This window comes from Desulfosporosinus fructosivorans (genome assembly GCF_004766045.1).
Taxonomy (GTDB): Bacteria; Bacillota; Desulfitobacteriia; order Desulfitobacteriales; family Desulfitobacteriaceae; genus Desulfosporosinus; species Desulfosporosinus fructosivorans.
The window spans coordinates 194,574-220,006 of sequence record NZ_SPQQ01000001.1 but is presented as its reverse complement, the minus strand read 5'-3'; the positions used below and the strand labels follow the sequence as shown (position 1 = coordinate 220,006).

At 43.3% G+C, this 25,433-nt stretch carries 22 protein-coding genes and 1 pseudogene; 4 read left to right on the top strand and 19 right to left on the bottom strand.

The window, feature by feature from the left end; all coding sequences use genetic code 11:
• Positions 1–322: 322 nt before the first annotated feature.
• On the bottom strand, positions 323–1,597 hold the full coding sequence (locus E4K67_RS00990) for a permease prefix domain 1-containing protein (RefSeq protein WP_135544555.1): 1,275 nt from the start codon (positions 1,595–1,597) through the stop codon (positions 323–325).
• Positions 1,584–1,934, bottom strand: coding sequence for a PadR family transcriptional regulator (locus tag E4K67_RS00985; protein ID WP_135544554.1), 351 nt, complete (start codon positions 1,932–1,934; stop codon positions 1,584–1,586). The genes E4K67_RS00990 and E4K67_RS00985 overlap by 14 nt, the downstream gene beginning before the upstream one ends.
• Positions 1,935–2,612: 678 nt before the next feature.
• Between E4K67_RS00985 and E4K67_RS00975 the strand changes: the two genes are divergently transcribed.
• The 3 genes from E4K67_RS00975 (at position 2,613) to E4K67_RS00965 (ending at position 5,972) form a co-directional block, all read left to right on the top strand.
• Positions 2,613–3,110 carry a hypothetical protein gene (locus E4K67_RS00975; protein WP_135544552.1) on the top strand — a complete coding sequence of 166 codons (498 nt, stop codon included), beginning with the start codon at positions 2,613–2,615 and terminating at the stop codon, positions 3,108–3,110.
• Between the two features lie 271 nt (positions 3,111–3,381).
• On the top strand, positions 3,382–5,367 hold the full coding sequence (locus E4K67_RS00970) for a hypothetical protein (protein WP_135544551.1): 1,986 nt from the start codon (positions 3,382–3,384) through the stop codon (positions 5,365–5,367).
• Positions 5,364–5,972, top strand: a complete 609-nt coding sequence (locus tag E4K67_RS00965) for an ATP-binding cassette domain-containing protein (RefSeq protein WP_135544550.1) — start codon at positions 5,364–5,366, stop codon at positions 5,970–5,972. Before E4K67_RS00970 ends, E4K67_RS00965 begins: the two co-directional genes overlap by 4 nt.
• 306 nt (positions 5,973–6,278) lie before the next feature.
• Here E4K67_RS00965 and E4K67_RS30435 read toward each other — a convergent pair whose 3' ends face one another.
• The 6 genes from E4K67_RS30435 to E4K67_RS00940 form a co-directional block, all read right to left on the bottom strand.
• Positions 6,279–6,482: a DUF6133 family protein gene (locus tag E4K67_RS30435; RefSeq protein WP_243454291.1), complete on the bottom strand. Its 204-nt coding sequence runs from the start codon at positions 6,480–6,482 to the stop codon at positions 6,279–6,281.
• 103 nt (positions 6,483–6,585) lie between these two features.
• Positions 6,586–6,819, bottom strand: coding sequence for a hypothetical protein (locus tag E4K67_RS00960; protein ID WP_135544549.1), 234 nt, complete (start codon positions 6,817–6,819; stop codon positions 6,586–6,588).
• 43 nt (positions 6,820–6,862) lie between these two features.
• Entirely contained in the window at positions 6,863–7,297 is a 435-nt protein-coding gene (locus tag E4K67_RS00955; protein ID WP_135544548.1) for a hypothetical protein, read from the bottom strand.
• Complete coding sequence (locus E4K67_RS00950) at positions 7,287–8,177, bottom strand: ImmA/IrrE family metallo-endopeptidase (RefSeq protein WP_135544547.1); 891 nt, start codon at positions 8,175–8,177, stop codon at positions 7,287–7,289. Before E4K67_RS00950 ends, E4K67_RS00955 begins: the two co-directional genes overlap by 11 nt.
• Positions 8,164–8,517, bottom strand: coding sequence for a helix-turn-helix transcriptional regulator (locus E4K67_RS00945; protein ID WP_135544546.1), 354 nt, complete (start codon positions 8,515–8,517; stop codon positions 8,164–8,166). The genes E4K67_RS00950 and E4K67_RS00945 overlap by 14 nt, the downstream gene beginning before the upstream one ends.
• 352 nt (positions 8,518–8,869) lie before the next feature.
• Positions 8,870–10,168, bottom strand: coding sequence for an ATP-binding protein (locus tag E4K67_RS00940; RefSeq protein ID WP_135544545.1), 1,299 nt, complete (start codon positions 10,166–10,168; stop codon positions 8,870–8,872).
• A gap of 442 nt (positions 10,169–10,610) precedes the next feature.
• Between E4K67_RS00940 and E4K67_RS00935 the strand changes: the two genes are divergently transcribed.
• Complete coding sequence (locus tag E4K67_RS00935; protein ID WP_135544544.1) at positions 10,611–10,979, top strand: hypothetical protein; 369 nt, start codon at positions 10,611–10,613, stop codon at positions 10,977–10,979.
• A 508-nt stretch (positions 10,980–11,487) separates the two neighbouring features.
• On the opposite strand, the gene E4K67_RS00930 is transcribed toward E4K67_RS00935, so the two are convergent.
• From E4K67_RS00930 to E4K67_RS00880, 11 genes and pseudogenes are all read right to left on the bottom strand, one after another.
• Complete coding sequence (locus tag E4K67_RS00930) at positions 11,488–14,385, bottom strand: DUF5301 domain-containing protein (RefSeq protein ID WP_135544543.1); 2,898 nt, start codon at positions 14,383–14,385, stop codon at positions 11,488–11,490.
• Positions 14,385–14,744, bottom strand: a complete 360-nt coding sequence (locus tag E4K67_RS00925; RefSeq protein WP_135544542.1) for a BlaI/MecI/CopY family transcriptional regulator — start codon at positions 14,742–14,744, stop codon at positions 14,385–14,387. Before E4K67_RS00925 ends, E4K67_RS00930 begins: the two co-directional genes overlap by 1 nt.
• 356 nt (positions 14,745–15,100) lie before the next feature.
• Positions 15,101–15,211 (bottom strand): annotated as a pseudogene (locus tag E4K67_RS31280) (helix-turn-helix domain-containing protein); the annotation flags it as partial.
• 229 nt (positions 15,212–15,440) lie between these two features.
• On the bottom strand, positions 15,441–17,069 hold the full coding sequence (locus E4K67_RS00915) for a cell wall-binding repeat-containing protein (RefSeq protein ID WP_135544541.1): 1,629 nt from the start codon (positions 17,067–17,069) through the stop codon (positions 15,441–15,443).
• A gap of 279 nt (positions 17,070–17,348) precedes the next feature.
• Complete coding sequence (locus tag E4K67_RS00910) at positions 17,349–18,569, bottom strand: ABC transporter permease (protein ID WP_135544540.1); 1,221 nt, start codon at positions 18,567–18,569, stop codon at positions 17,349–17,351.
• Entirely contained in the window at positions 18,566–19,291 is a 726-nt protein-coding gene (locus tag E4K67_RS00905) for an ABC transporter ATP-binding protein (RefSeq protein WP_135544539.1), read from the bottom strand. The genes E4K67_RS00910 and E4K67_RS00905 overlap by 4 nt, the downstream gene beginning before the upstream one ends.
• A gap of 103 nt (positions 19,292–19,394) precedes the next feature.
• Positions 19,395–20,957 carry an RND family efflux transporter gene (locus E4K67_RS00900; RefSeq protein WP_243454289.1) on the bottom strand — a complete coding sequence of 521 codons (1,563 nt, stop codon included), beginning with the start codon at positions 20,955–20,957 and terminating at the stop codon, positions 19,395–19,397.
• A 171-nt stretch (positions 20,958–21,128) separates the two neighbouring features.
• Positions 21,129–22,661: a sensor histidine kinase gene (locus tag E4K67_RS00895; protein ID WP_135544538.1), complete on the bottom strand. Its 1,533-nt coding sequence runs from the start codon at positions 22,659–22,661 to the stop codon at positions 21,129–21,131.
• Positions 22,658–23,347, bottom strand: coding sequence for a response regulator transcription factor (locus E4K67_RS00890; RefSeq protein WP_135544537.1), 690 nt, complete (start codon positions 23,345–23,347; stop codon positions 22,658–22,660). Before E4K67_RS00890 ends, E4K67_RS00895 begins: the two co-directional genes overlap by 4 nt.
• 245 nt (positions 23,348–23,592) lie before the next feature.
• On the bottom strand, positions 23,593–24,036 hold the full coding sequence (locus tag E4K67_RS00885; RefSeq protein ID WP_135544536.1) for a MarR family winged helix-turn-helix transcriptional regulator: 444 nt from the start codon (positions 24,034–24,036) through the stop codon (positions 23,593–23,595).
• Between the two features lie 306 nt (positions 24,037–24,342).
• Positions 24,343–25,125 carry a GerMN domain-containing protein gene (locus E4K67_RS00880; RefSeq protein ID WP_199242425.1) on the bottom strand — a complete coding sequence of 261 codons (783 nt, stop codon included), beginning with the start codon at positions 25,123–25,125 and terminating at the stop codon, positions 24,343–24,345.
• Between the last annotated feature and the right edge of the window lie 308 nt (positions 25,126–25,433).

Here is a 25,433-nt window from a genome sequence, read left to right as displayed (position 1 = left end):
CCTGCAATTTTTGGGAATATTCCCCTCATATATTTTGAAATCAATCAAAAGCCTAATTGATTTTTTGGAGTTATAAAGTATCTTCCTTCAAAGCCGCTATTACCTAAATGGCTTCCTGACGGTTTTACCTTTAAGTATGCCGAGAAATTTGCCCGGTTGGATAACACTAATGTTTTACCAGTACTTAGGTTTTTCGACTGAAAGCTTAGGCTTTTTAAATTAAAGTGTGCAATTTCCATAATTAGGACCATGGGAACATATGTTCTTTATAAAATGATTAAGAGGTTTTCCTCTAATTAATTGAGTGGGGGCGATTTTTTACTTAGGCTATTGGCGGATCATAAGGATTATCAAATCTAAGTGCTCCTGTCCTAAATACCGAAAGCATAAGTCCGATTAGCGCCATATTCACCACCGTCGCCGTCTTCCCATAGGCGATGAAAGGTAACGTAATGGCGGAGAAGAACGGAAAACCCAGATTAGATATAATGTAGATAATGGTCTGAAAGGTGAAGGTGAGCAACACAGCAGTGGAGATAAACAACCCAAGTATACTTGTCTGTTTGAAACTAAGGTAAAAGCCGCGAACAATGAAGGCGCTCAGCACGGTAACAATTGCGAAAAAGGCTATCCAGCCAAACCTGTATGTCAGATAGGCAAGCAAATATCTCTCGTCATAACTGAACGGGAGGACATTGTAAAGCGCGGAATCACCTTGTCCAAACAGCTTTGAACCGCGAAGAAGCGCCTTTATCAAGTTCGGGAGATAGTAGTACCCTATGCCGAGATGGTGTGTGATGCCCTCGATATATGTAAATATCAATGCCAATACTCCAGCCAATGCCGGCAAATTTGCAAGTATAAACCCCAATGCGGGTTTGGAACAAAACCAATCTTTAGCGATCGCAAGGTTCAACATGATCAGGCAGGATAGGAACACCAGAAATGTTTCTGACATAAGTGATCCCGCAAAGGGGATACTAGAGAGAATAAATGCAGCGATCAAACTTAACCCGATTCCCCAATAGCCCTTTTTCCTCTGAATATAAACAAAGGCGGCATACGCGATTGGCAGCAGCAAAACAACGTAATACAGATATTGGGGTGCGCCCTTAACGCGAGGTGATAAAACAAAAACGACCAGGGTCGAAAAAATTATTAAGACTTGGGTGAGTTTGGGGTATTTCCCAATTAACGAAAAATCAAAAAAGTAGACAACCGTCATACAGACCACGCCAATAGCAACCGCCAACAGAGAGCCGGGCAGCAGGGGGTGGCCAAATTCATTTACGGAAGAGACAAACATGCGGATGGCAAGACCGATCAAAAGGGCAACAGTCATGAGTATCAGCATGCTCCACTCAGGTTTGGGACGATGCGTGCGGTCAAGCGCCGAGCCGGTCTCCATTGGGTCGCCCATCTGAATAAGCGCTTTTTCAGTTGCTTCGTCGGGCTCCATGCCGCTGGATAGGTAGCTTTGAATCTGATCGTCAATGTGGTTTTCCAGTTCTCTGGCGATGACCGGACGGACCCTTTTCCATCTGATCTGGTTGCAGACCTTGTTAATATATTCGCTTACATTTTCACGAGAAGGCATAGCCCGCGCCTCCTCTCTGCAATACCTTTTCTACCGCTCCGGAATAGGCATTCCACTCGGCCTGCTTCTCGCGTAAAAGTTGTCGGCCTTTTGAGGTCAAATTATAATACTTTCTCACCCGCGCGCTGTCGGCGGTCTCTTCGTAAGAGCTTACCATTCCTTGTTTTTCAAGGCCGTGCAGGATAGGATAGAGAGTTCCTGCTTTTAGGCTGAAGGTATTGTCCGACCGCTTTGCAAGCACTTCGATCATCAGGTAGCCGTACATGTCCTTTTCTTCAAGCAGTTTCAAGACCAGCATAGTTGTACTGCTAGCAAGCAGGCTTTTGTTGACTTGCATATGACTCACTCCTATATATAGATTATCTATATAACATTATATATCGACGTCCTATACATGACAAGTGTTTTTTTCTGTTATAAATTAATGTTAAATTCACCCCGCGCAATCGGCGGCCCTGGTTGCCAAAGAGGGTCCCCCTGTTCTCTCGTTCGACCGAAACGACGCTTCACCTCGACGATGAAGAAAAGTCTTATCCGGCTGGTTCCCGTATAAAGTGATAAAGTCAGCCCGAAAATGACCGACAGGAAATAGGAGCGGATAACCTGTATAACCGAAGGACCTGTATAACGTGGAAGGGGTTTGCCGGTCCTTTCGCTTTTAGAATTTTTTTTAAAAAGGGCTGTGATTTTAGTGGATAAATGTAATGTATATGTATGAAGGGACAAATTCATGTGGCGTTCACCGCCCCCGGCAATGGATAGCAAAAGCTTGATCAGTCTTATCTGCCGGTTTATCAATCCTTCAAACTGCATTACAAGGAGGTTATCGGCTATGTAATAAACAAAATTTGTTAGGAAAAGGGTGAGTAATTTTTAAAAATTAAAAGGAGCAGTTTGAGCTATTTTGGGGGTATGCCTTATCCTAGCTACGTCGTAAACGGTGAAGCTAATGGAGTATTTGCATAGTCTAAATGCAGGAAATCTTTTTTACAATATCTAGAGGAGGGGTAGTCAGATGAAAAAGAAGATGATTAATTGTTCTTTGCTTTTAGTAATGGTTATTATATTATCAATTATACAGTTCACTGGATGTAGCCAAGAGAAATCTAGTGCGAATCAAATTGCACTATTAGATAAAAATAAAATATCAGTTATGTCGATTAGCCACGGCAATTCGGTCACAAAAGAATTTTCCGATAAAGAACAAATTGAAATCTTGCTCGATCATTTGGATGGCATTAAGTTTAGCAAGATGAGCATTAAGCAAGAGGAAGAAGTATTAGATAAAGGGAAGGTATTTAACATGGATACGACCTATGTAATACAGCTAATGGAAAATAAACAGGGTATTTCGAAAGCTGACATTGCAGTAATTTCTGAGAAGGAACTGATTTTAGCTGATAGTGAAACTATGGAGAGTACAAGAACAGTATCGTATATGAATCAAAGTGATGACTCTTCATTGAATGCAGTAAAAGAAATATATTCGTTAGCAAAGAAAGCAATGGAGTAAAAGGGTTGCCATCCGTGGCAACTTCTGAACAGGAGTGCCACACTTTATAGAAGTACAACATTCCGAAACAACAGTGAATTATTATAGTACTGCACAATAAGCTTCGTATTTGAATAATATATGAGCTTTCAATTCAATCAGATTGAAAGCTCATGTACTTTAGTTATAATATAAGTGAGTTTGAAGGTTCGGTTACGATATGTCGATATGGAGGCATTCTTTAGTTCAGTATTTGCCACAATTAATTTAATATAGAAGGGTTTTCTGTATTATGAAGAAATTAAAACTTATAGTCATATACTGGTTAATCACTATAGGCTTTATTTTTAACGGGGAATTGTTCATTCTTTATCTGGACGGCTTTCAAGAATCATATTACCAGTCAGGATTTGATTTTGTAAATCGGGAAGCTGTAATCGAGGAAAAAGAAGTCATCCAGGATTTTCTCAATGCAGGAAAGACGTACGATGTCGATTTCTTCTTTGTGGACAGTACGATTGTCTCGGCCTACAATAAACAGATAACCATATTCGGCACGCCCAACGCCTTAAAAAACCTGGAAGACAATGGTATTTTTGAAGGAAAGCATAACAGCCTTTTTATGGGAGAAACACAAGTTAGATACGCGGATTTCAGTAATATTAAGACGATGGAAAAGTTCAAAGACTGTTATTACATCGGCGATCAATCCCAACAGGAAACCATGCGCTTATTCAAAGCGAGCCTGGTAGGTAAATACGGAGGCGGCCTCCCTAAATTGTTTCGTTCCGATAAAGAGACTTGGCTGAATCTATTGGCGGTTTGGTCTATCGTTTTTGGCTTGATCTTGCTGCTAACGATTTATGAAATCATCAGCCTAAAGAAGGAGATCATGGTGCGGATAACCCTTGGGGAGGATGTCAGAGCCGTTTTCGGCAAAAATGCATTGGCCGATATCGGTATCCTGGTAAGTGCATTCCTTAGCGTGCCGTTCATATTAAGCCTATTATCCAATTCCAATGTACTTTTTAAAATTAAAGCCCTTGCCCTGTCCTTTCTGGTGTTCATGATTGCCAATACCCTGATCAACGCGGCCGTTTTGCGCGTTAACTTTAAAAAAGATATAGCGGCCAGACGCTCCGGCGGCGGACTGCTTACAGCCAACTATATCTTGAAAACCATGACCACCATACTCACCCTCATTGTTCTGTCCAGCAATTTCACGATACTGGCGCAAGGGTATCTTATGTATAAGCAAGGTGATTTTTTCTCCGAACATAAGGATTATAGTTACTATCAATTGAACTACAGAGTGGATAATCACTTAGGCAAAACAATATCAGACGACGACATGATTAATCAAGAATTCTATAAACGATTTCAAAACTATTCATTGCAATACAACGATTTGACCGCTAATTTCAGCAGCCCTTACCCTATTATCCTAATCAATAGAAATTCGTTCGAAGAAATATCAAGAGTGAGCAATGCCTTGTCAGAGGCGGTCAAAAGCGCCGATGATGATTATTATATACTGATCCCGTCCGGTATATCGGAGGATTCTCAGGAATATGCGATCGCGGAAGAAATATTCACCGTTTTTCTGGGACGAAATATTGATTCAAGTACTAAAATCAAAACCAAAGTATATGACGGCGATATAAGTCTAGTGGGCATTCATAATATGGGGAAGTATGTAAGCCGGCCAATGGTGAACCCTATCATATTATTCAATAATACGCTTCAACAAATTGATGAATCTCAGGCGGGAAACGATATGTACTATGCCTACAGTACGATGTACGATATCCCCGAACAGGACTTCAATAATTTCATCGCGGAGTATCAGCTGTCTGATCAAATCATGGTCAAATCCAATGCCCTGGATGTCTATGAACATAATTGGGCGATTATCGCACGCAATATGAAATTAGTCGTTATTTTATCGATCTTCTTGCTGGCGCTGGAAATCGCGCTGATCAGTTTTATTATCAAACTGGAGTATCAGTTCAACGCGATGGAACTGGCACTGAAAAAAGTACTTGGCTACTCGCTTTTTGCTAGGAATAGCCGGTTGATGCGCCTCACTTTCGTCGTTTTTCTGGTGAGCGTAATGCTGGCATTTTTGCTTAGAGGACTTTTGGGGATTGCCGAGGGGGCGGATCTCATCTGGGGAGGGCTTATTTTACTGGCACTTGAGTCAGTATTTATCGCTAAGAAGGCAGGTACTATGGAAAAAGCCAATGTACCTGCCATTCTAAAAGGAAGGGTATTATGATTGAAGGAATTAATATCACCAAAGAGTTTGATGGTCTGACTCTATTTCAAAACTATAATTTTCTCATCGAGGATCAGGAATTCGTATGCTTTTCCGGTGCCAGCGGAACGGGCAAGACCACATTATTAAACATGATTGGCTTAATCGAGCCGATTGACGCCGGCACGTTGAGAATCAACGGAATCGAGTACACGACGAATAAGCAAAAAATGGAGTATTTTCGCTCTATCGTCGGTTTTCTATTTCAAAATTTTGCGCTGATTGAGAGTAAAACCGTTGAACAGAACCTTGAGTTGATCAGGCGGGACAGCCGCACGAATTATACTATTGAAGAAGTGTTGGAAAGAGTCGGGTTAGAAAGCAAACTGAATAGTAAGGTTTATACACTGTCCGGTGGAGAGCAACAGCGAGTGGCGTTGGCTCGTTTATTTCTTAAAAAATGTGATATCATTTTAGCGGATGAACCAACAGGATCGCTGGACGCCAAAAACGCTCAAATAATTATGGATACTCTACTTTCGCTGAATGCCGAAGGTAAAACCGTCATTATAGTGACACATGATCAAAAAATTAAAGATAAGGCCCGAAGGGTTATCGAACTATAAATTTCGATTTGAACGTATGAAGAAAGGAGGTAGCATCACAAAGTAAGCAGAACACTGTGGATTATCAAGTGAAGAAGGTGAAGGTGGGGTGATTAGCTTGACCAGTTTTATTTCCAAACGGATTGTCTTGATGCTTATCGTAGTGATAGCCGTAGCAACTGCGGGAATACAAAGGGTACAGGCCTTGGTTTAGCTATTTCCCGTACAATTCTGGAACTATATCACTTTTCCTATGGGGCTTAAAATAGTGATCAGGGGGTAATATTCTGGTTCGAATTTGTTTAAATTAATAAAGCATCTGCTGGATCAAGGCGGGTGCTTTTTACAGTGCGCCCAACGTGTGGAACCAGCTTTTATTAAGAACAGCGCATAGAGTCCTGCAAGCAGCAAAGCTCTTAAGACGAAAGCCAATAAAATCTTAATGGCTTTCGTGTCCTTTGGCTGGACACGATATAATTCCAACCTCCTTAATAAGAGGTAGATTTTTTTGTTTACACACTGTAAAATCATTGTTTTACCACCTTTGTTTATGATTTTTGTGTATAAAAAAACACGACCAAACATTTCTGTTTAATCGTGTTAATTATCGAGTCATTATATTTGATTATTTCAGTTAGAAAAGTATGCCTCCATACATTGAATCCATAGCTTCGATAAACTTACCCCACTCAAGATTTATATTTTTTTCATGTTTTGTTAGATGATATTGAATTTTATAAATTGCTTTTAAGTATTTCCTATTGCTTTTACCTTTTTTATAAAGAAAATATAATAACTCATACATGTGTATTGCTTTTTGTTCATCCAGCGAAGTTTTTAATTCTTCGCAGTTTTTGATCAATTTCAAGGCATTGTCATCATGAGAGGCAAAATAAATTAAATTTTTGGTGCTAATATAGAGCAAGAGTTTTTACTTCGCCTCGATCGTCCTTATTGTCAAGTTCCGGGATGTACTTGGTATTTTGAGCAATTAGCGCTTCTTTAGTATTTCTAATGATCAATTCTTCTGGAGAAAGCTGACTGTCTTTGTGTAAAAAAAGCGTAGGCGGGATGGAAGTTAATTTTGCATGGACATAATCTCCAGCTTGTCCACTGAAAATTTCATCATTAACTGCCTCATGTATAGCTAAATTTTGAAAACAAGAAAAGAGGGGATCAAGCCAATTTGTTATCCAAAAAACCATGGGCATGTCTGGAACGTTGAGCTTGGAATCATTATATCGGTTAGGCAAGAGAAAAAAATTCGCATCAAAGGTAACGAGCTGATTGGGATTTTGCATGAGACTTAGGAAAGCCTCATTGACTTTATCAACTTTAACATCCATTTTTGGCGCCCTCTGCGAAAAGCTCATTGAGCTCTGCCGCATCTTCTTCATCAATTTCAAACGCCACTCCAAAATCTTCGGGGTTTTTTCCAAAAAGCAATAAGTCGTCAGCAAGTTGTGATTCTGATATGATGCCATCTTCGTAATTCCTAACCAGAATTTCAAGGTCAGCAGCCCCTGTACCCACTTTTCGAGTAATGTCATTTAACATTTTGAAATCATGTTCATTCGTGGTGAGTCCTATTTTATAGTACTCACCATCCGGACGGCGCTCTTCTATTTGATAAAGCCTATTATATATTTCTTGATTGATGCTTCCGGCTTCCAACAATCTTCTGACAATCGATTTATAGGGCAGCCACCACGTGCAGTGAATTCTGGCGATGAAGCGCAAGATAGTGCTTTGCTGTAGGTCGAATAGTTCAGATTTGTCAAATTCGGAAACAACAATTTTTTTAAAGGTATGCAACGGCAAGATAAACTCAGCTGCAAATTTATCAGCCAACAGCTCGGTGAGATCACCAGACTTATCCTCGTCATCACGGCTGATATGCCACTGATCTTTTTTGGCATAATGGTAAAGCTCATGGGCAATTGAAAAAATCTGTTTGTCGTAATAATCATTGGTATTTAAGCCAATAAAGTTAAATTCTATATCTGCATCTTTTGTGGTTAGAAACATAGCTCCAAAGGATCTGAGTCCATCATCCTCGATCGGATATTGGACTAAAGTAATGTGTTTCTTTTCCAACAAAAGGAGCAAATCATTGGCAATAGGGGCATCATCACTGCCTAATGAATTTCTTTGTTGTTTGGTCAACTCTACAATCTCAAACTCTTGTTTTTCTGTTAATGAAGGCAGGCTGCTATTGCTCTTCATATAATCTGCTCCTTAATACTTTTTGCTTTTTGAGAGTGAGCATCATTGAGAAAAGCTTTTCTATCCCCTCTTCTTCTTTTGGAGTTTTGGCTTGGCCGCGCATAGCAACAAACACATTTTGAGTTTTATCCTCTTCAATTAATTCTTGTATAGAAAAGTTGAGAGTTTTGCTCAGAACTTCCAATTGTGCAATAGAAGGGACAAAGTCTCTACGTTCGATCCGGCTGATCAACATCCGATTGATGCTTGTTTGATCCTGTAAATCCTGTTGAGACATATTTTTTTCTTTCCGCTTTTTAATCACTAATTCTGATAACTTATTTAAAGATATCTTTTCCATAAGGATCCCTCCTTTGACAATAAAATATATATTGGCTGAGTAATACATTTTATGCATCGGTATAGTATTATGATACTATTATTATCAATTTGTGTCAATAAATATACCTTACCATCTGAAATTTAATATGAAGATAATAATAATATCATTGATTTCGCCTTCAAACGGGTTCCTTTTTATTGCTAAGAACAATTGCCCCCTTAACAAATCATCTTCATCCTTAATGAAGAATAGGGGCCATATTTTTTCTGGATGGAATCTCTGTTTTCCTCAAACTCGCCTATAGCAAAGGTTGCTTGAAACCGTCGTTGAACGTGACATTGACCGTCTGCGCGGGCCGCATGTACTCCGCTCATAAGTTGCGCAACGTTTCAATAGCATACAGCGGCAAATTCAGCAGCCAATCCTCACGCTTGTAATCCGCCATGGATGTACGGATGGACAGCTTGGGCTGAAACTTCTCCTGATACGTTTTCAGGCTTTTCGCCTTCAAATTCGTTTCAGCCTTCACCTCAATGGGGATCACCGCGCTGCCGTCATCTACAACGAAGTCAATTTCCGCGTTGCCGCGGTTGTTCGTCCAATAATAGGTTTCCAGCCCCTTGAGGGTTATTAACTGTTGCAATACATACTGCTCAGTCAGCGCACCCTTGAATTCCTTGAAAAGCTCGTTGCCATCCAAAAGTGTAGCTTGTTTCAGGCGCACCATGCTAGAAAGCAAACCAACGTCAACCAAAAACAGCTTAAAGGCTTTCAAATCCTCATAGGCTTTGAGCGGAAGGCTTGGCGCATTCACGCGATACACCTTATGGACTAGGCCGCAATCGGCTAGCCAAAGCATGGCCTGTTCATATTCTTTCGCCCGTGCGCCTTCTTTGATAAGTCCGTAGATGAATTTTTTATTCTCCTTGGTAAGTTGGGCGGGGATGCTGTTCCAGAGCATCCTGATTCGCGGCACAACGTCATGGGGTGCATGTTTAGAAAAATCCTGCTCGTAGGCGTCAAGAATGCGCTGTTGTATTTCCCGCACCTCGACAAAATCTTTATTTTGGGAAAAGCTATGCACGACCTCCGGCATCCCACCGACATAGTAATAGTATTTGAGCATGTCGATATACGTTTGCTTGAAGGTGGTCACCATAGCAAAATCACCTTTTTGCAGCAGCTCCGCATATTGACCGTTCCCCATCGCGGTCAAAAACTCAGTGAAGCTCAAAGGATACATATTTAAAAACTCTACCTTGCCTACAGGGAATGACGTGCCCTGATGCAAGGCAACACCCAGGAGTGAACCGGCACACACGATTTGATATTGTGGCGCATCCTCATTGAAGTATTTCAGCGCAGTCAATGCTTTCGGCACTTCCTGTACTTCATCGAAGATGAGCAGGGTATTCGCTGGATCGATCTTTTGACCGGAGTAAAGCTCCAGCCCTATCACGATACGCTCCACATCCAAATCGGATGAAAACAAATCCTTCATGCGCTGATTATTGTCAAAGCTGATGTAGACGGTTTTATCAAAGGCAACCCTGCCAAACTCCTTCATCAGCCACGTCTTGCCAACCTGCCTTGCGCCGCGAATAATGAGCGGTTTTTTGTTTCGCTTCGCTTTCCACTTATACAGGTCCTCTATCGCTGTTCTATACATGGTACATCACCTCACAAGATGAGTATACCCCATTCTAACAAAAATTACAGCGATATTTTGTAGAAAAATTACACTTTTTACAACCAAAGTCCGTTTGCCTCGTCAATAAATAGGGGAATCGTGCGATGCCAACTTAATTGCTTGCGTGTCGAATATTGCAATCTGCAATTTCTGACACTCTTTCTAAAGATTAAAGGTTATTTAGTCCTATCTGTCAAATATCCATAATATTTACAATTTACAAACGGAGGCATTGGAGGTATTTTTGTTGTCACATAAAGAAGATAAAGGTTATTGGCGATTCTATACCGGTGTATTTCCTCGAAGGAAACAATATTTCAATAGCAATTAAGCATGCTGATGGAACTATCTCTATTGACAAATTTGATATATCAAAAGAAAAACCAGTTAGAATTGATCATGAAGCTAAGGAGGTAAAACAATGAAAAGGAAAAAATCTAAAATTGCTGCGTTAACATTAACATTAATCCTATTGTGTTCAACAGCTGCTTATGCTTACACGTTGAGCGGTAGTAGTAATATCCAAACTAGTGTATCATCAATTGATGGTACTTCAATTACAAAAACTAATGCAGTTTGCGATGAAGTTAAAGTAGAAAATTGGTTATATCGAGATGATACTTTTGTGGACAACGAATATGAAACTGCTTCTGGTTCTACCTATGCACAAGCAATTTGTATTGCCCTGAATCTACCAGGGTTACAATACTGGCAACTTACTGCTAAACATGAATCAACGCTAGATGGCGCTACGAAAAAAAGTAGTAGCTCTAAAAGTGTATCTTATTAGGGGGAGTACCAGCGTAGCTGTCACAGACTTGAATGGACCACGACCAAAAAATCCCAAAGAAGCCTTTTCTCACACCACCTTGTATGCGGATCCGTTCTGGGTGGTTCCTAAAGGTTGCCGAAGTTCCGTATATCGATGAAGTAAACACCAACCCATAGTATTGTCTAAATAACCCACTCCTATTAATTATGAGTGGGTTATTATTTTACGTAACTTTAACCTTCATCAATATAAATAGGCTGTTACTGATGCCGTTTGACATTCAAAGACTGAAGGCCGTAAGCTGTCCGGCGGTATTGCTTGAACAATCAGAAGCGCTAATTACCAGCAAAACTGTAAAAATAATAATTGGAATGATTAATTTCCGGTTATTCAATTTGCTCATGGCGATAGGAAGACCTCTTTTCCTTTATATAACATGATAAAACCGATTGTTATCATCGTTAAAAGCTCTCAACGCCCATACACTTTTCAACTGTCTGTCATATATTAAAAGCCAAGTCGATTTTTATTTCTTAGGGTCAAAACCATTATATACATTAAAAATCCACCTGTAACCATCTTCGGCAACGACATCCAGTATGGATGCCTTTGCGCCCAAACTTTCCGCCTTTATTGCCCCATGTTTTTCCGGAGTAAGGACCTTTTGTTCATTTTTATCTTTCTGATCTCCTGTCGGAATCACCACAGCAACTCCCTGTTGTGGGTCGTTCTTCAGAGAGCCAAACAAAACAGTATATCCAAAATCCTTACTTATCCACTCATTTGTTATCTCAACATCACTGTGGCTTGTTATAAGATCGCCACTTAAGCTGTCGACAATTTCGGCTCCGGCAGAATTTTGGGAGTTTGTATCTTCCGATGCGTTTATATCAAACAACCTGTATATCCTATCACCGCGTACATAGGTAAATGTGCCCAGTGTCCAGTCGGAGGTATGGAGATATCCATATTCACCCGTGCCGAATTTGACGGCATTATGACTGCAATGCCCAAGTTGTTTTGAATCAACCACATCTTCAATTGGAACAAAATTGCTGCCAAATCGATCACTCATGCGTTCATAGGGCATTTCTTGCAGGGTATTGTCTGAAACGGTATAGACGTACATATTATTACTGCTCATGCGATGGAGTTGCACAGTGTTCCCATCTGTGCTAACCGTAACATCACAGTAATCGTCACCCTGTATTGCAGTACAATTAAGCGGTTTTAAATCCAAACTTCGGATAATTTGAAGCGACTTGAGGTCATATATAAATAGACCGAAATAGCCGTGGAAAATCAGCATGTCGTCCGAAGCATAATCCAATTCTGCCATCCCAATAGTATCAATACTCTGCTCAGGTGACCATCTGACGGCAAGCGGTTCGAGTGACGTCTGCTCTGCTGCATAGGGTGTGAGGCCCTGCCCGCCGCCGCCCGTACCGATGCTTATAATTTCAAACTTATTTTTCTCGATATGCCTGACTCGGATCTCCAGAGAATTGTCGGTCCAGATTCCCTTGCCTTTTGCGCCGCGTGAGGGATTTACATAGCTCTCGTTATCGGTGGTAAAATCATAATTCAGGGAAACGCAGAACTCATTGATATTGCCGGCCACAACAGAGATGTGGTTGAGCTGATAAGCTGCGATCCGGTCGCTGACCGGCAGGTTGCCGCTCGTTAAGGTTGCCATATGGGCATCAAAGGCGATTGTTCCGAGCCTTATGAGGTCTGTTTCCGAGCTGGTGAAGGTAAGCCCGGACTGAGTTCCAGTGTCCTGGCCGGAAAGGATCGCCGCGATGGCCTGCATCGTTGCCGAGTTGATTTTACTGATGCGGCTGTAGGGCTTCTCGAGATAGCTCTTATCAGCTTGGCTGTAAACATAGTACGTTATCGTCTGACTATCTTCAAAGTGCTTGAAATCGATGCGGATATAGTCAGCTACGGGAGGTATATCGTCAACAGTCGCATATGGTTTTTCCTGATCACCGTTCAGAACCATAACCGACATACGCTTAATAGCCTCCGTATCCGTGACGGTAACAGAGGCGGCAGCTTTTCTATCCTTATAGTCGGTCAGGACTATGTTCTGAACATGCCTACTTCCCAATAAGGTTACTTCTTCCATGGCCTCGTAATCCTCTTCTGGAATATTGTAATATCGCTTCTCATCGCCATACACCACAAGGGCAAGGGAAGGATCGGAAGAAAAAAAGCAAATACTATGATCAATGGCATCTGGAATAAACACTGCAATCGTGGTTTCCAGTTCTTCGGACGGGGTTATGAGCTTTTTGCTCCAGTCGTTTTCAGCATTGTCCAGCCATTTAGCCAGTTCAGAACCCGACACATAGGTTGCGCCATATTCAGCCGAAGTGACTTCGATTTGCTTAATCTCGGAAATGAGAGCAATAAGATTAGCGGGTTTCAAAAATGACAAATCAGGCTCATCGTCAACAGGGTTCACCAGCAGGCCAATTCCAACGGTGATTACGGCGACGACCGCCACAGCCATCATCCAAAACCTGGGTTTTCGATAATTAAGCACATTTTTAATTCTGCCCTTCACGTTGCCCTCTCCGAAGGCAAGCGGACTGCCATTCAGGATGCGCTTTCCGGTTGCCAGGGATAAAAGCGAAGCGGCATAAGGCTTTTTGATCTCGCCACCCATTTCCTTGATCACTTTCTCATCACAGGAAAGTTCCATATCTGCACCCATCAATACAAAGGCAATCCACACCAGAGGATTGAACCAATGAAGGCTCAGAACCATAAAGGCAAAAGGCTTTATAATATGGTCAAGCCTGCGGATATGGGTTTGCTCATGGCGGATGATATAGCTTTTTTCCTCTCTCGTCAGTCCGGTGGGAATGAAAATTCTCGGTTTGAAAATGCCAAGCACAAAGGGTGTTTTCAGGTTATCAGCCTCATAAATGTTCTGCTCGAGATTCTGCGCGCTTTTCAAGCGGTTTTTCAAAATCAGTACCGAAGCAATACTGTAAATCAGCATCGCCATGATGCCGAAAAGCCACAGGAACGTAGCTATCGCCATCGGCGCTTCCAGCGGGTCGGCAACTGTCTGTTCACCACCCTGGGGCAGGGTTTCATTGTTGACTTGGCTGATACCTGGAAGCGGCAAATCCACCTGTGGGTTTGCCGTGTGAACGATATCGGTGGGAATATAGGTGATGCTGCCGTTGGTTACGGCTGGAGAATGAAAGATGCCCAAGAGCGAAAAGTCCGTGGAAAACGATATGGGACAGAGAAGCCGAAATAATACGACCGCCCACAGCGCATAGGAAAATACTCTCGGTGCTTTTTTCAGCGGCAGACGGGCAAGCAGCACTAGAACGATAACAATCCCCGCAGTAAGACTCATATTTAGAATTATTGGAAACAGCGTATAGCACCACATAAGCATTAACCTCGGTTCTCGTCGATCAGCTTTTTCAGTTCTTCAGCCTGACGGTCGCTGAGCTTTTTGCCGCCGATAAAGGCCGTCAGGAATTTGGGTAGTGAACCTCCAAAGGTATCCTCCACAAAACGCCTAGTCTGCTTTGCGTAAAACTCATCCTTTTTTAATAATGATGTAACAACTGCATTTTGATTTTGAAAGATACCCTTTTCACATAGATTTTTTAGAACCGTATAAGTAGTAGACTTTTTCCACTCCATTTCTTTTTCACATAACTTTACCAACTCGCCGGAACCGATTGGTTCATGCCGCCAAATCATTTCCGCAAATCTCGTTTCGCTCTGTGCTAATTTATACTCTTTCATGGTAATCCCTCCTTAGTCTATATAGTATAGACCTGTGATTTCAGTCTATGTTATATAGACCTGTTTGTCAATATCAGCACGTTCAATATTGAAGGGGTATTAGGGGCTTTGCCCCTAACAAGCGAATTTTAGGAGACAAAATTCAGTGTTTGCTTGTTGCCTGCAACACAAGACAGCGGTCTTGTGTTGCAGGTGGGTTACGGTGAGCATGAGAGGCTTGCCTTTCACACTTCGGTTATGTTGGGGGGGCTGTAGGCTCAATCCCTAGCTCCATTGTATTCATCGTCGCTTCTCTCCCTCTTTGTCCCTTTAAAAGTCTATAAATAAAAAAAGTGCTGTCCGCACTTTTTTTAAAACTATAGTTTTTCATCAACTAGCCAGGTTATGAAATGATCAACCAGTTTCTGCTTTTTCTCATCACACAGCTTGATTTTTTGATTAATTTGGGAAAGCAGACTGTCATTCGTAAGCTCCCGACCCCAAATACGGGGCAGCGCACAGGGACGTGCGCTGCCGCCATTGCGCCAAGGACGGCGCATATGGCACGATAGTCTCCGGTGGAGAGTATCGCCGAAGCCGCGATCCCAAAGGAATACCTATCGGCGTAGGATGTACCCCGCTCCCCAAAGAAGGAGCTTGAACGGTTAGTTTGCTCTGCGTCGTAAGCACGAGCGCGGTGTCACACAAGTCCCTCCTCTATCGCTCCAGCATCTCCTGAAGCTCTTGTTCCAAATCTCCGGAGACTCCTCTATCGTTGCCCACCACTACCGCCTTGGGAATATACCCTTTATTGAACAATAAAAAGTAGTTTAGACTCGACGGCAGAGTCTGTGGTTGTGTCATTGCCACAAATCCTCCAGTTTTAGCCGCCAAAGCAGCTGTTAACAGAGCATCTGCATAAGGTTTTCCGTAACTGACATCATCTTGTCGAACCAGTCCAGATGTGAAATAGAGAGGGGACTGGGGCTTTTGTGTATTAAAGAGATTTTGGAATATTACACTTTGAGTATCATAGCGATCGTTGCCGCCCCAGCGTTTGACCGAATAATTGGCGCGTAATGCATCCTCCACTGAAGTGCTAATGACCGCCGTGCCACCTAATAGGACTACATTATTCACACCAAGGTTTGCCATGGCCTGAATTGTAGATGCGGGCAGCTGATCCCGATCCGTAAGCAAAATAGGACTTCCTTGCTCAGCAGCAAAAGCACTGATTGCGATAGCATCTGGTATTGCACTTCCATTGGCAATATATACGGTATGGGTAGAGTCAATCCCCACACTAGCGGAGATCGAAGAGGCTGTATCATAGCCTTGTTGCCCGGCTATCCGAGTAACATTGAACCCCTTCAAGCTATCTTGGACACTCTGAGAAACGGCCACTGTTCCTCCAACGATGTATATGTTCTGAGCACCCAAGTTTCGAATCTCTGCTAACGTCCGTTCATCTAAGTTGGAAGAATCCGTCATTAAAATCGGAGCGTCGAGCTTTTTAGAAAGCGGAGCCGCTGCCAAAGCGTCGGAAAATTGATCATCTCGTGCCAAAATTACATTTGTTGCACTCGACCAACCTTTCTTGGCGATCTCGACTGAAAGCGCCACGTTATCAGAACTTTGTGATCCGATGCGATTACCCGCTGTATAAGCTGGACTAACGGGTATTGTCCCAATGATCTTTCCACTAAAGAGAATATTGACGTTGCCCTCTTTTAATGGAGTTATATCAAGCATAAACGTTCCGTCATTTAAGGTCGTATAACTTTGAGTTGCTGGACTTGCATCAACATCCGCTCCATCTACAGTCACTGATCGTTGTTGCAAAATATTTCCCTCTGAATCTGTAACCTTTACACTTATCGAGTTTTCCACGTCAACCATGAGTGAACCTGTTACCGTGGTTTTTGCATCGAGGACCTTGATGATCCCAGTTGCCGATCCCTTGTCCGGGGAAACAGCACTAACCTTGAGTGTGTAATCTCCAGGGGTATATAAGGTTACATTGGAAATATTGTAATAACCAGCACCTCCCCCTACGGAATAATGTGTCTCTTTACCGTCAGGATCTGTAATGGTCGCATTGACCGATCCCTTGAAAAGCTTACTAGTTGGAATCCGATTTAACTTTAAATTAACGGTAGTGGGTTCCCCGAGAATCAAGGTAGAGTCTTCAGCAGCTACAAACTCAAGCCCTCTCAAAGTAGTATAAGTAGAGTTAGTATCTTCATCGTCAGTAGCAGCAACCGCCACCCCTGGCATCATTCCGATCAGTAACATGAACATCATAAGGATACTTAATACTGTCTGAGTCTGTCTTTTTTTCCCCACGTTATTATTTCTCCTCTCTATTTTGCAGTAACAACTATTCAGTGCAAGCATACAAGTGTCGAGGACGGTTCTTCTGACTTGCATCGCATTCCGTTCGCACATGTGTGCAAGTCGGGGACGTTTCTTCTATCCGACTTCCTTGCCCAGTCTCTGACAGGATTCACTGAACCTTATCTCCCTAAACAGCTTTCTTGTTCCTTGAGAGTGAATGATGCAAGTCCGAGAACCGTCCCTCTTTCTTGCACTCGTTCTTGCATGTTCTTGCACGTCTTGGATTATTTACTCGTACCTTAAGGCATCAATAGGGTCCATTGCAGCGGCTTTTCTTGCGGGGAAGACTCCGAAGATAATGCCAATTGCGGCTGAAAATCCGAAGGCTACCAACACGGATGTTACAGAAATACTGGTCTCCATCGATAAGGCCTTCCCTGCAAGACTTGATCCTCCATAGCCAAGGGCAATACCTATTCCTCCCCCTAAGGCACTGAGTACGACCGCTTCGATCAGAAACTGCAGTAAAATATTGCTCCCTTTTGCCCCGATCGCCTTACGGATTCCGATTTCTCGGGTTCGTTCCGTAACTGATACAAGCATAATATTCATGATCCCAATTCCTCCAACCAGCAAGGAAATCCCCGCGATGCCACCCAAGAGCATGGTCAAGGTTTGAGTTACACTGGTCATGGTTGCTAACATATCCGCCTGATTTTGAACTCTGAAGTTATTTTCTTTGCCCTCCTGAATCTTATGGGTTTTTCGCAAAGCAGCCGTAATATCATCTTGTGCTGTTTGCATTTCAGCCTCTGAAGAGGCTGAGACTAAAATACTGCGCACGGTCTTTTTACCGATTAAGCGGGCCTGAACTGTTGTAATCGGTGCTGTAATCATATCATCGCTACTCTGAAACCCAGTAGATCCTGTAGCAGTTGTTACCCCAATAACTTGGAAAGGTACATTGTTTATTTTAATAATTTTCCCGATAATGGTTGCATTCGCATCCCCCATGAGATTTTCCACAACAGTCGGGCCTAATACAGCAACTCTGGCACTGCTATCCACGTCCGCTTTCGTAATAAAGCGGCCACGAGCCATTGAGACATTTTTAATGACTTCATACCCTTCTGTAGTCCCATTAATACTGGTTGATGTATTTCCAGATCCTAAGACCACTTGAGCACTAGCACTTGAGGTTGGGGCGACTGCTTTGATGGCTGACCCAAGCGTCGAAATCTTTTCAGCATCATCCATCGTGATAGATGCTGAGCTGCCTGCCCCCCCGTTAACCCCTCCAGAATTTGACTGACCAGGGCTGATCGTCAGAAGGTTCGAACCCATGCCTTGAATCTGGGAAGTAATCGACGCTGTCGCCCCATTCCCAATTCCGACCATGGCAATAACCGCTGCCACTCCAATGATAATCCCCAACATCGTCAAGGATGAACGCAGTTTGTTCGCCCGCAGAGCTCGCAAAGAAACCCGAATACTTTCCAAAAAATTCACTTTGCTGCTCCTTCCTCAAGAACCTGGGCCTGGGCCTTGCGCTGATTTTCTACTATTTCATCCTTTTCTATATGGCCATCCCGAAAACGCACAATCCTTTGGGTAAATTCAGCGATTTCCGGTTCATGCGTCACGATGACAATCGTGTTTCCCGCAGCATGTAGTCGCTGAAAGATTGCCATTACCTCTTCACTTGATCGACTGTCAAGATTTCCGGTGGGCTCATCTGCTAGGATGATGGAGGGACTTGACACGAGGGCTCGGGCGATAGCTACTCGCTGTTGCTGCCCACCTGAGAGTTCTTTAGGACGGTGGTGAATTCGATTGCCAAGGCCAACTGATTCTAAGGCAGTAATAGCACGGGCTCGTCTTTCTTTACTTCCCACACCCGCATAGAGCAGAGGAAGTTCCACATTTTCTATCGCTGTCGTCCGGGCGAGAAGATTAAATCCCTGAAAGACAAACCCAATCTTGCGATTGCGAATGACGGCCAACTCGTCGCCGCTAGCCTTGGCTACATCGGTTCCGTCGAGACAATACTCCCCTTCTGACGGGGTATCCAAACATCCTAAAATATTCATCATGGTCGATTTTCCGGAACCAGAGGGTCCCATAATCGCCACAAACTCGTTGGAGCCCACGTGAAGATTTACTCCATTCAAAGCGGCAACCTGAATATCCCCATTTGCATATATTTTTTTAATTCCTTTGAGATCTATCAAATAACACCCCTCCTAAGTTCACTCTAAGGGTAGGTTTGTTGAATTCTTTCTGGTTTGCCTTGCTTACCCTTCACTCTGCCCTGAATTACACGACCTGAACTTACTACGGTCGAGGAGTAGCAGCAGCACCACCGCCACCACCACTTGTTGCTCTAGCTCCGCCGCCTCCAAGACTAAATCCTGAAGCCGCTTTGGCTGTAACAGCAGCGCTTGTACCTGTCACAACCTCTTGCCCTTCCGTTAATCCACTTTTTATTTCTACATTGGTCCCATCATCCAAACCGACTTCCACCGTGACAGTTTTCACACCCGCATTCGCCATAGCCTTCCCAGCGTTGGCGTTTGTTTTCGTGCCTGCTTGAGGGGCTTGCTCGCCTTGAGCCTGTGTGGCACCCTCAACACCTGCTGACTCAGGTACGATAACCTGCTTCTTACCTCCTACAGTTTTAATCGCCTCACTAGGAACTGTCAGAACATTACTGGCCTCCGCCACTACAATATCAATATTGGCATTCATTCCGGAGAGAAGTTTTTCGCTGGCCTTATCGACCGCCACTGTGACTTTAAAGGTTGTAACATTGGAAGCGGTTGTCCCTTGAAGGGCAACTAAACTCACACTCCCTGTACTATGATCATCTGGGTAGGCGTCCAAAGTTATATCTACTTTCTGTCCTATCTTGACCTGAGCAATATCTGCCTGATCAATCGTCGCTGCCACTTCAAGATTACTCCCCGTGCCCGCAGTTGGCGTGATCGTGATCATTGAGTCGTCAGTTGTGTATTGGTACAGTTGCAAGCCAGAATCGATGACCACGGCATCTGTCGGTGCCAATATTGTGGCTTCTGCTAATTTCGCGTTCGCACTGTCAAGCTGAGCCTGTGCTTGGGATATGTTCGCATAAGTCGATTGCAGATCAGCTGCTGTTGGACCATCCGCTTGTTCCTTAACTTTGTATTGCGCCGACGTTAAATCCGCCTGAGCTGACCGATATTGTGCTTGCGCAGAAGCTAGAGACTGAGCCGCTCCTCCATTTTGAGCATTCTCTGCGGTCGTGAGTGCAGCCAACGCTTGGTTCAGCGCTGTAGTCGACGCAGTGCCACTTTGTTGTTGTGCCTTGGCTAAATCATCACTAGCTTGTTTAACATTTTGCTTGGCTAGTAAAACCTGGTTGTTTAAGTAACTCTGATCTGTGTTCTGTTCGGCTGTGGTTAAATTCTGCTGTGCAGTGGCTACTCCCTGCTGAGCTTTAGCAAGTGCCGACTGAGCTTCTGCCTTTGTTTGGGCGTTAAATCCATCTTGAAGAGATTGAAGTTTAGCTTGAGCAGTCATTAAGTTGGCTTGCTGTTGCACGACGGTCGTTTTAAGAGCCGCATCATCAATTCTCGCTAGAACTTGCCCCTTTTTTACTGAATCTCCATCCTTAATATTCAGTTCAACCACCTGTCCATTGTTGGAGAATTGTAAAGGAATCGAGTGAGGAAAGTTTACCGTTCCAGTTGCGGTAATTACTTTTTTCACATCTCCCATTTTGGCTTTCGTCGTGGTATTAGTAGTTACGGAAGGTTTAGCCGTAACGTTTGTATAGGTCCAATAACCGCCTCCCAGGACCATAAGACTTACTACTCCGATGGTCACCCATTTCTTATTCAGCCATTTTTTGTTCATGCGCTTACTCCTTTTCACCTTTTTACAAGCCCACTGCTTCTTTCAAGATATTATATTGTTCAAATATTTCTTGCCTAATATATCACAGCTATATGATGAAACAACGACGGAATTATCAAGATTTTGTCAGGAATTCGTCTATACTAAAACTAGTTCCTTAACACCTATCTTTCACTTGATGGGTAATGAAATCCTGAAACAACTACCCTCACCTTTTTTACTTTCCACTTGAATAACCCCACCGTGTGCCTGAATAAACTCTTTAGCAATGGCAAGTCCTAAACCCGTTCCACCATTTTCCCGCTCTCGCGATTTGTCCACCCGATAAAAGCGATCAAAAATATGCTCAAGTTCTTCCTCTGGAATCCCTTCTCCAGAGTCTACCACCGTCACTCGGACCCAACCATCTGATCGCACACTGCTAGTGGTGTTTTTATCTTCCCCGCTGTTCCCCGCTTCCGTTTTTTGTGTTTTTTCACCTTTACGCCGAAAGACATCGAGCAAACGATGGGTTGATTCGTCAGGGATCTCACCCTCTTCAACAGGTTTTCCTGTCTCGGCTAATAATACTTGAAGAGATCCTCCTGGGGGTGTATGTAAAAGCGCATTCCCAATTATGTTCACAAATACCTGAGTTAAACGATCTGGGTCGCCAATCACTTCAGGCGCATCCCCTACAACATCGACCTTCAAGCCCCGTTCCTCAAATTCTATGGCGAACTGCTCGGTAATTTTCTCCACAATCTGTCTGAGATTGACGGCTTGCAAGGCCATCGGCAGTTTACCAGCTTCCGCCAGACTCAACTGTTGGAGATCTCGTACCAAGCGAATTAGTCTCAGAGTCTCATCCTGAATAGGTAGGATCGTTTCCGGTGTTGACGGAAGTACCCCTTCCTGAATTGATTCCAGTTTTCCGAGAATAACCGCCAGCGGCGTGCGCAATTCATGGGCGATATCCGCAACCATATTACGTCTTACTTCCTCATTACGGGTCAATTGCTCTGTCATCCGGTTAAAATCCTGAGCTAATATGGCAATATCTCCGTTTCCCTTCACCTCAACTCGAGACGTGAGATCCCCTTTTCCCACTTTTCGAACAGCATACATGAGATGATTTAAAGGTTTCGTAATGTGACGGGTCAACAAAAGTCCTAACAGTAACGCCACTAAGGACGTGAGAGTTAAGCCGATAAGCATCGCTTGAATAATCGAGATTCCAATGGTTTTCGCCAATTTACCATCCAGGGATAACTTAATATTCATGGCCATGGGGTGTTGATCTGGCCAATAATGTCCCACCAGTTCGTCATCTACTTTAATTTCCTGCCATTGTTTCTCTATTATAGTGTTTAGCGAAAGTTCAGCGAGAGGTTTACCCAGATCTTTACGAGCTGAATCCACAATGACGATATCTGCTTGGTCGAAGACTAAATAGTGTTGTGGCTCACGGGACGGACGTCCAAATTTCGGGTCTAGCCCCTCGGTGATCTTCACAACATAGCCCTGCACCCCAACCCAACTCCTTTGGGACTCGTAGTAATCAGTTAAGAGCTGTTTTAAGCGTTCTCCAGAGGCTTGTTGCACGTAGGATTCAGCACGCGTAACTAAGGCTATCGATGATACCATAGCTATGGATATAAAGACGATCGACATGAAAATAACCATGCCAATGAGTGCCATAATAAATTTTCTTCGAAGGGTCATAGCCCTTCTCCAAAGCGATATCCAACACCAAACACCGTCTCCACATATTTTGGTTCACTGGGGTTATCTTCTATTTTTTTACGTAAATTTGAGACATGCGTGTCAATGGATCGTTCATAGTAGAGGTATTCCTCCCCCATCGCTTGACGCAATAGTTGAAGTCGGCTATAAACCGTACCCGGACGAGTCGCCAATAAATGGAGAATATTAAACTCAGTAGGGGTTAGGAAAATTTCCTGTCCTCTTTTGGACACCTTGTGGCTCGTGACATCGATGCTCAATTCCCCTCGGATTAGGATCGAAGCAGGTGCATTTTCTTGTGCCACCCCAGAGGAACGCCGGAGCACAGTCTTGATTCGCGCCGCTAATTCTCGCAGGCTAAAGGGCTTAACAATATAATCATCCGCCCCAAACTCTAGTCCAAGGACTCTATCTATTTCCTCCGACTTGGCGGTCAGCATAATTATCGGGATCGTGCTCGTCTCACGCAAGCGTCTGCACATTTCCAAACCACTCATTCCTGGAAGCATCCAGTCCAGGACAACAAGATCTGGTTTTTCACGCTCGATGAGCTGCATACCTTCTGTTCCATTCAGCGCCGTCAAGACACTAAATCCTTCCCTCGAAAGGTAGTCTCTAACAAGGGTCAGTATTTCTGGTTCATCATCGACTAAGACAATTTTCATTTACATTCATCACTCCTAATTAGGTAAAAGGCCTAAGCCGTTGAATCATCCTCACTAGTTTAGGCAGATTCCACCACGATTCTTTTTAATAAGTATACCGCTTATGTTTGGGATGTATTTAGGAAAGTTCACAAGATTTTATGTAGATTCCATATTATAAAGAAAACCCTCACTTAACATCTCCTAAGTGAGGGTTTGATCTCCCAACTATTATTGTAACTCCATCCCGATGGGTGGAAGTGTCTTTACGACCTTTTCAACTCCATCCGATGTTCCAGAAGCTCCAAGCTACGCATCAATTCCTCATATTCTTCATCGGTATAATCTTTAATAACTTCGCCGATAAAGCTCTGACGTTCTGCAATGACCTCATTCAGAACCTCTTCTCCTTGAGGCAGCAAGTGCATCCTGACCACCCTTCGGTCTTTCTCGTCCCGAGCCCGTTCGACAAGCTTCGCTCGTTCCATCCGATCCGCTAAATCAGTCGCTGTACTACATGCCACAAACAAGTGTTTTCCCAAATCCCCCATCGTTAGAGGTCCAAATTCTCGAATGGATAAGAGCGCATTAAACTGAAGCGCAGAAATCTCCCTGCCAATCAGAATGGATCGACCGCGCCTGAACAAAATGGTGTTTGCACGTCTTATTGTCTCTTCTAACTGTTTTGGCAAATCTTCGGTTGGTGCCATCTCTAACCCCCTCCATCCCCATTATAATCCTATTCTAGCATAAAAATAGAACTTGTGGTACTTGCACTGTTCGTTGCTCTTACCAAAGGGACAGCTACTTCCCTAAATGCAATTGGATACTTGTGTGACACTACGGCCCGGGCTAGGAACCAAGAACAGGCCGTCGGAGAGTTAAAGAAGAAATGCAGAATAGGCTTTACGCCTCTCCTGCATTTCTTCTTTAACATAAACATAGGATTCAAAATCTTTAATTGTTTCTTCCCAACCCAGAGGGTTCTTCCCAGCCCAGAGGGCCCACGTTCACTCTTAGGTAGAAGTCGGAGGATAATTAAAAAGGTTGATTGAGCTTGGTGATTTAGAAAGGGCTCCGTTATTAGTTTTACTAGGCGCTGTAATCCCTAAGCCGGCATTTCCTGTTTCTGAGCTCGGGATAATTGGGTTTGTTGGGGTTGTTGGGTTTGTGGGGTTTGTGGGGTTTGTTGAGGTAATCCCCTTTACTAAGCTCGATTTATTGACCAGCATTGTGGCATCGAGTGTCCCATAATTGGTCAGTGGTTTCCCCTCGATTCGAATCTGCACTTGTTTAATTGTTGAAAACTGTGTCAAGGTGTTAACAAGCCCATACAAAGCAACTTCTGGAGAAACTTTTGAATTGGGTTGAAGAAATTCTTTACTTAAGTCAACAATGCCCACATTTTCTTTAATGGCAATCCCAAGTAGCACTGTATTCGTGGGAACTAAGGCCTGCACTGTCGTTCCTTTTTCTGCAGGTCCTTTTAACCACTCTGTCACGGTTTCCTTAGCTAAACTCAAAGTCTTGGGCAATATTCGCTGTTCCTTAACCAAAGACTTACCTGTCGAATCTGCAAAATACAGTACGATCGTCTTTGGATCTGAAGAGGTTACCCCTGTTGAGACTGTTGTCGCGTCCGGAAGGGATGCAGTTTTATCCCCACCGATGAAATCCCCAAATGATGTCGTAGCTCCATCCTTATTCACTAACGTTTCCAGTGTCCCACAGCCTCCAATAAAAACGAGGCTGAAGAGAACAACCCCCATGAGAAAACTTTTCCAAATTCGCACTTTCATAATTTTTGCTCCTTCCTCAGTTCGATATCCGATCATCGATACTCGATGTCGAACATTTAGCCCCTGAATAAGTTCAACTAAACTTCAGTTAATCACTGAGTAAGTTTCCTTATCCTCACTCTAAACCTATGCTTTGTGCTTAAAAATAGTACAGGTTCTCATCGCCTATCCTATGTATTTTAGACTAAAACAGACAGCCCTTTTAGTGAAGATCTGTCTGAATAAATTCCGGGCATTTATATTTTATTTGTATAAAGCACAGCTTCGAGCCATAAATATGGGTATCGTTAAGATTATTGAAAGGAGCC

Excerpts from the sequence above, each read along its gene's own strand:
- E4K67_RS00990 (WP_135544555.1), bottom strand. The coding sequence starts at position 1,597 with ATGCCTTCTCGTGAAAATGTAAGCGAATATATTAACAAGGTCTGCAAC.
- E4K67_RS00985 (WP_135544554.1), bottom strand. The coding sequence starts at position 1,934 with ATGCAAGTCAACAAAAGCCTGCTTGCTAGCAGTACAACTATGCTGGTC.
- E4K67_RS00975 (WP_135544552.1), top strand. The coding sequence starts at position 2,613 with ATGAAAAAGAAGATGATTAATTGTTCTTTGCTTTTAGTAATGGTTATT.
- E4K67_RS00970 (WP_135544551.1), top strand. The coding sequence starts at position 3,382 with ATGAAGAAATTAAAACTTATAGTCATATACTGGTTAATCACTATAGGC.
- E4K67_RS00965 (WP_135544550.1), top strand. The coding sequence starts at position 5,364 with ATGATTGAAGGAATTAATATCACCAAAGAGTTTGATGGTCTGACTCTA.
- E4K67_RS30435 (WP_243454291.1), bottom strand. The coding sequence starts at position 6,482 with ATGATTTTACAGTGTGTAAACAAAAAAATCTACCTCTTATTAAGGAGG.
- E4K67_RS00955 (WP_135544548.1), bottom strand. The coding sequence starts at position 7,297 with ATGGATGTTAAAGTTGATAAAGTCAATGAGGCTTTCCTAAGTCTCATG.
- E4K67_RS00950 (WP_135544547.1), bottom strand. The coding sequence starts at position 8,177 with ATGAAGAGCAATAGCAGCCTGCCTTCATTAACAGAAAAACAAGAGTTT.
- E4K67_RS00945 (WP_135544546.1), bottom strand. The coding sequence starts at position 8,517 with ATGGAAAAGATATCTTTAAATAAGTTATCAGAATTAGTGATTAAAAAG.
- E4K67_RS00940 (WP_135544545.1), bottom strand. The coding sequence starts at position 10,168 with ATGTATAGAACAGCGATAGAGGACCTGTATAAGTGGAAAGCGAAGCGA.
- E4K67_RS00935 (WP_135544544.1), top strand. The coding sequence starts at position 10,611 with ATGAAAAGGAAAAAATCTAAAATTGCTGCGTTAACATTAACATTAATC.
- E4K67_RS00930 (WP_135544543.1), bottom strand. The coding sequence starts at position 14,385 with ATGCTTATGTGGTGCTATACGCTGTTTCCAATAATTCTAAATATGAGT.
- E4K67_RS00925 (WP_135544542.1), bottom strand. The coding sequence starts at position 14,744 with ATGAAAGAGTATAAATTAGCACAGAGCGAAACGAGATTTGCGGAAATG.
- E4K67_RS00900 (WP_243454289.1), bottom strand. The coding sequence starts at position 20,957 with ATGAACAAAAAATGGCTGAATAAGAAATGGGTGACCATCGGAGTAGTA.
- E4K67_RS00895 (WP_135544538.1), bottom strand. The coding sequence starts at position 22,661 with ATGACCCTTCGAAGAAAATTTATTATGGCACTCATTGGCATGGTTATT.
- E4K67_RS00890 (WP_135544537.1), bottom strand. The coding sequence starts at position 23,347 with ATGAAAATTGTCTTAGTCGATGATGAACCAGAAATACTGACCCTTGTT.
- E4K67_RS00885 (WP_135544536.1), bottom strand. The coding sequence starts at position 24,036 with ATGGCACCAACCGAAGATTTGCCAAAACAGTTAGAAGAGACAATAAGA.
- E4K67_RS00880 (WP_199242425.1), bottom strand. The coding sequence starts at position 25,125 with ATGAAAGTGCGAATTTGGAAAAGTTTTCTCATGGGGGTTGTTCTCTTC.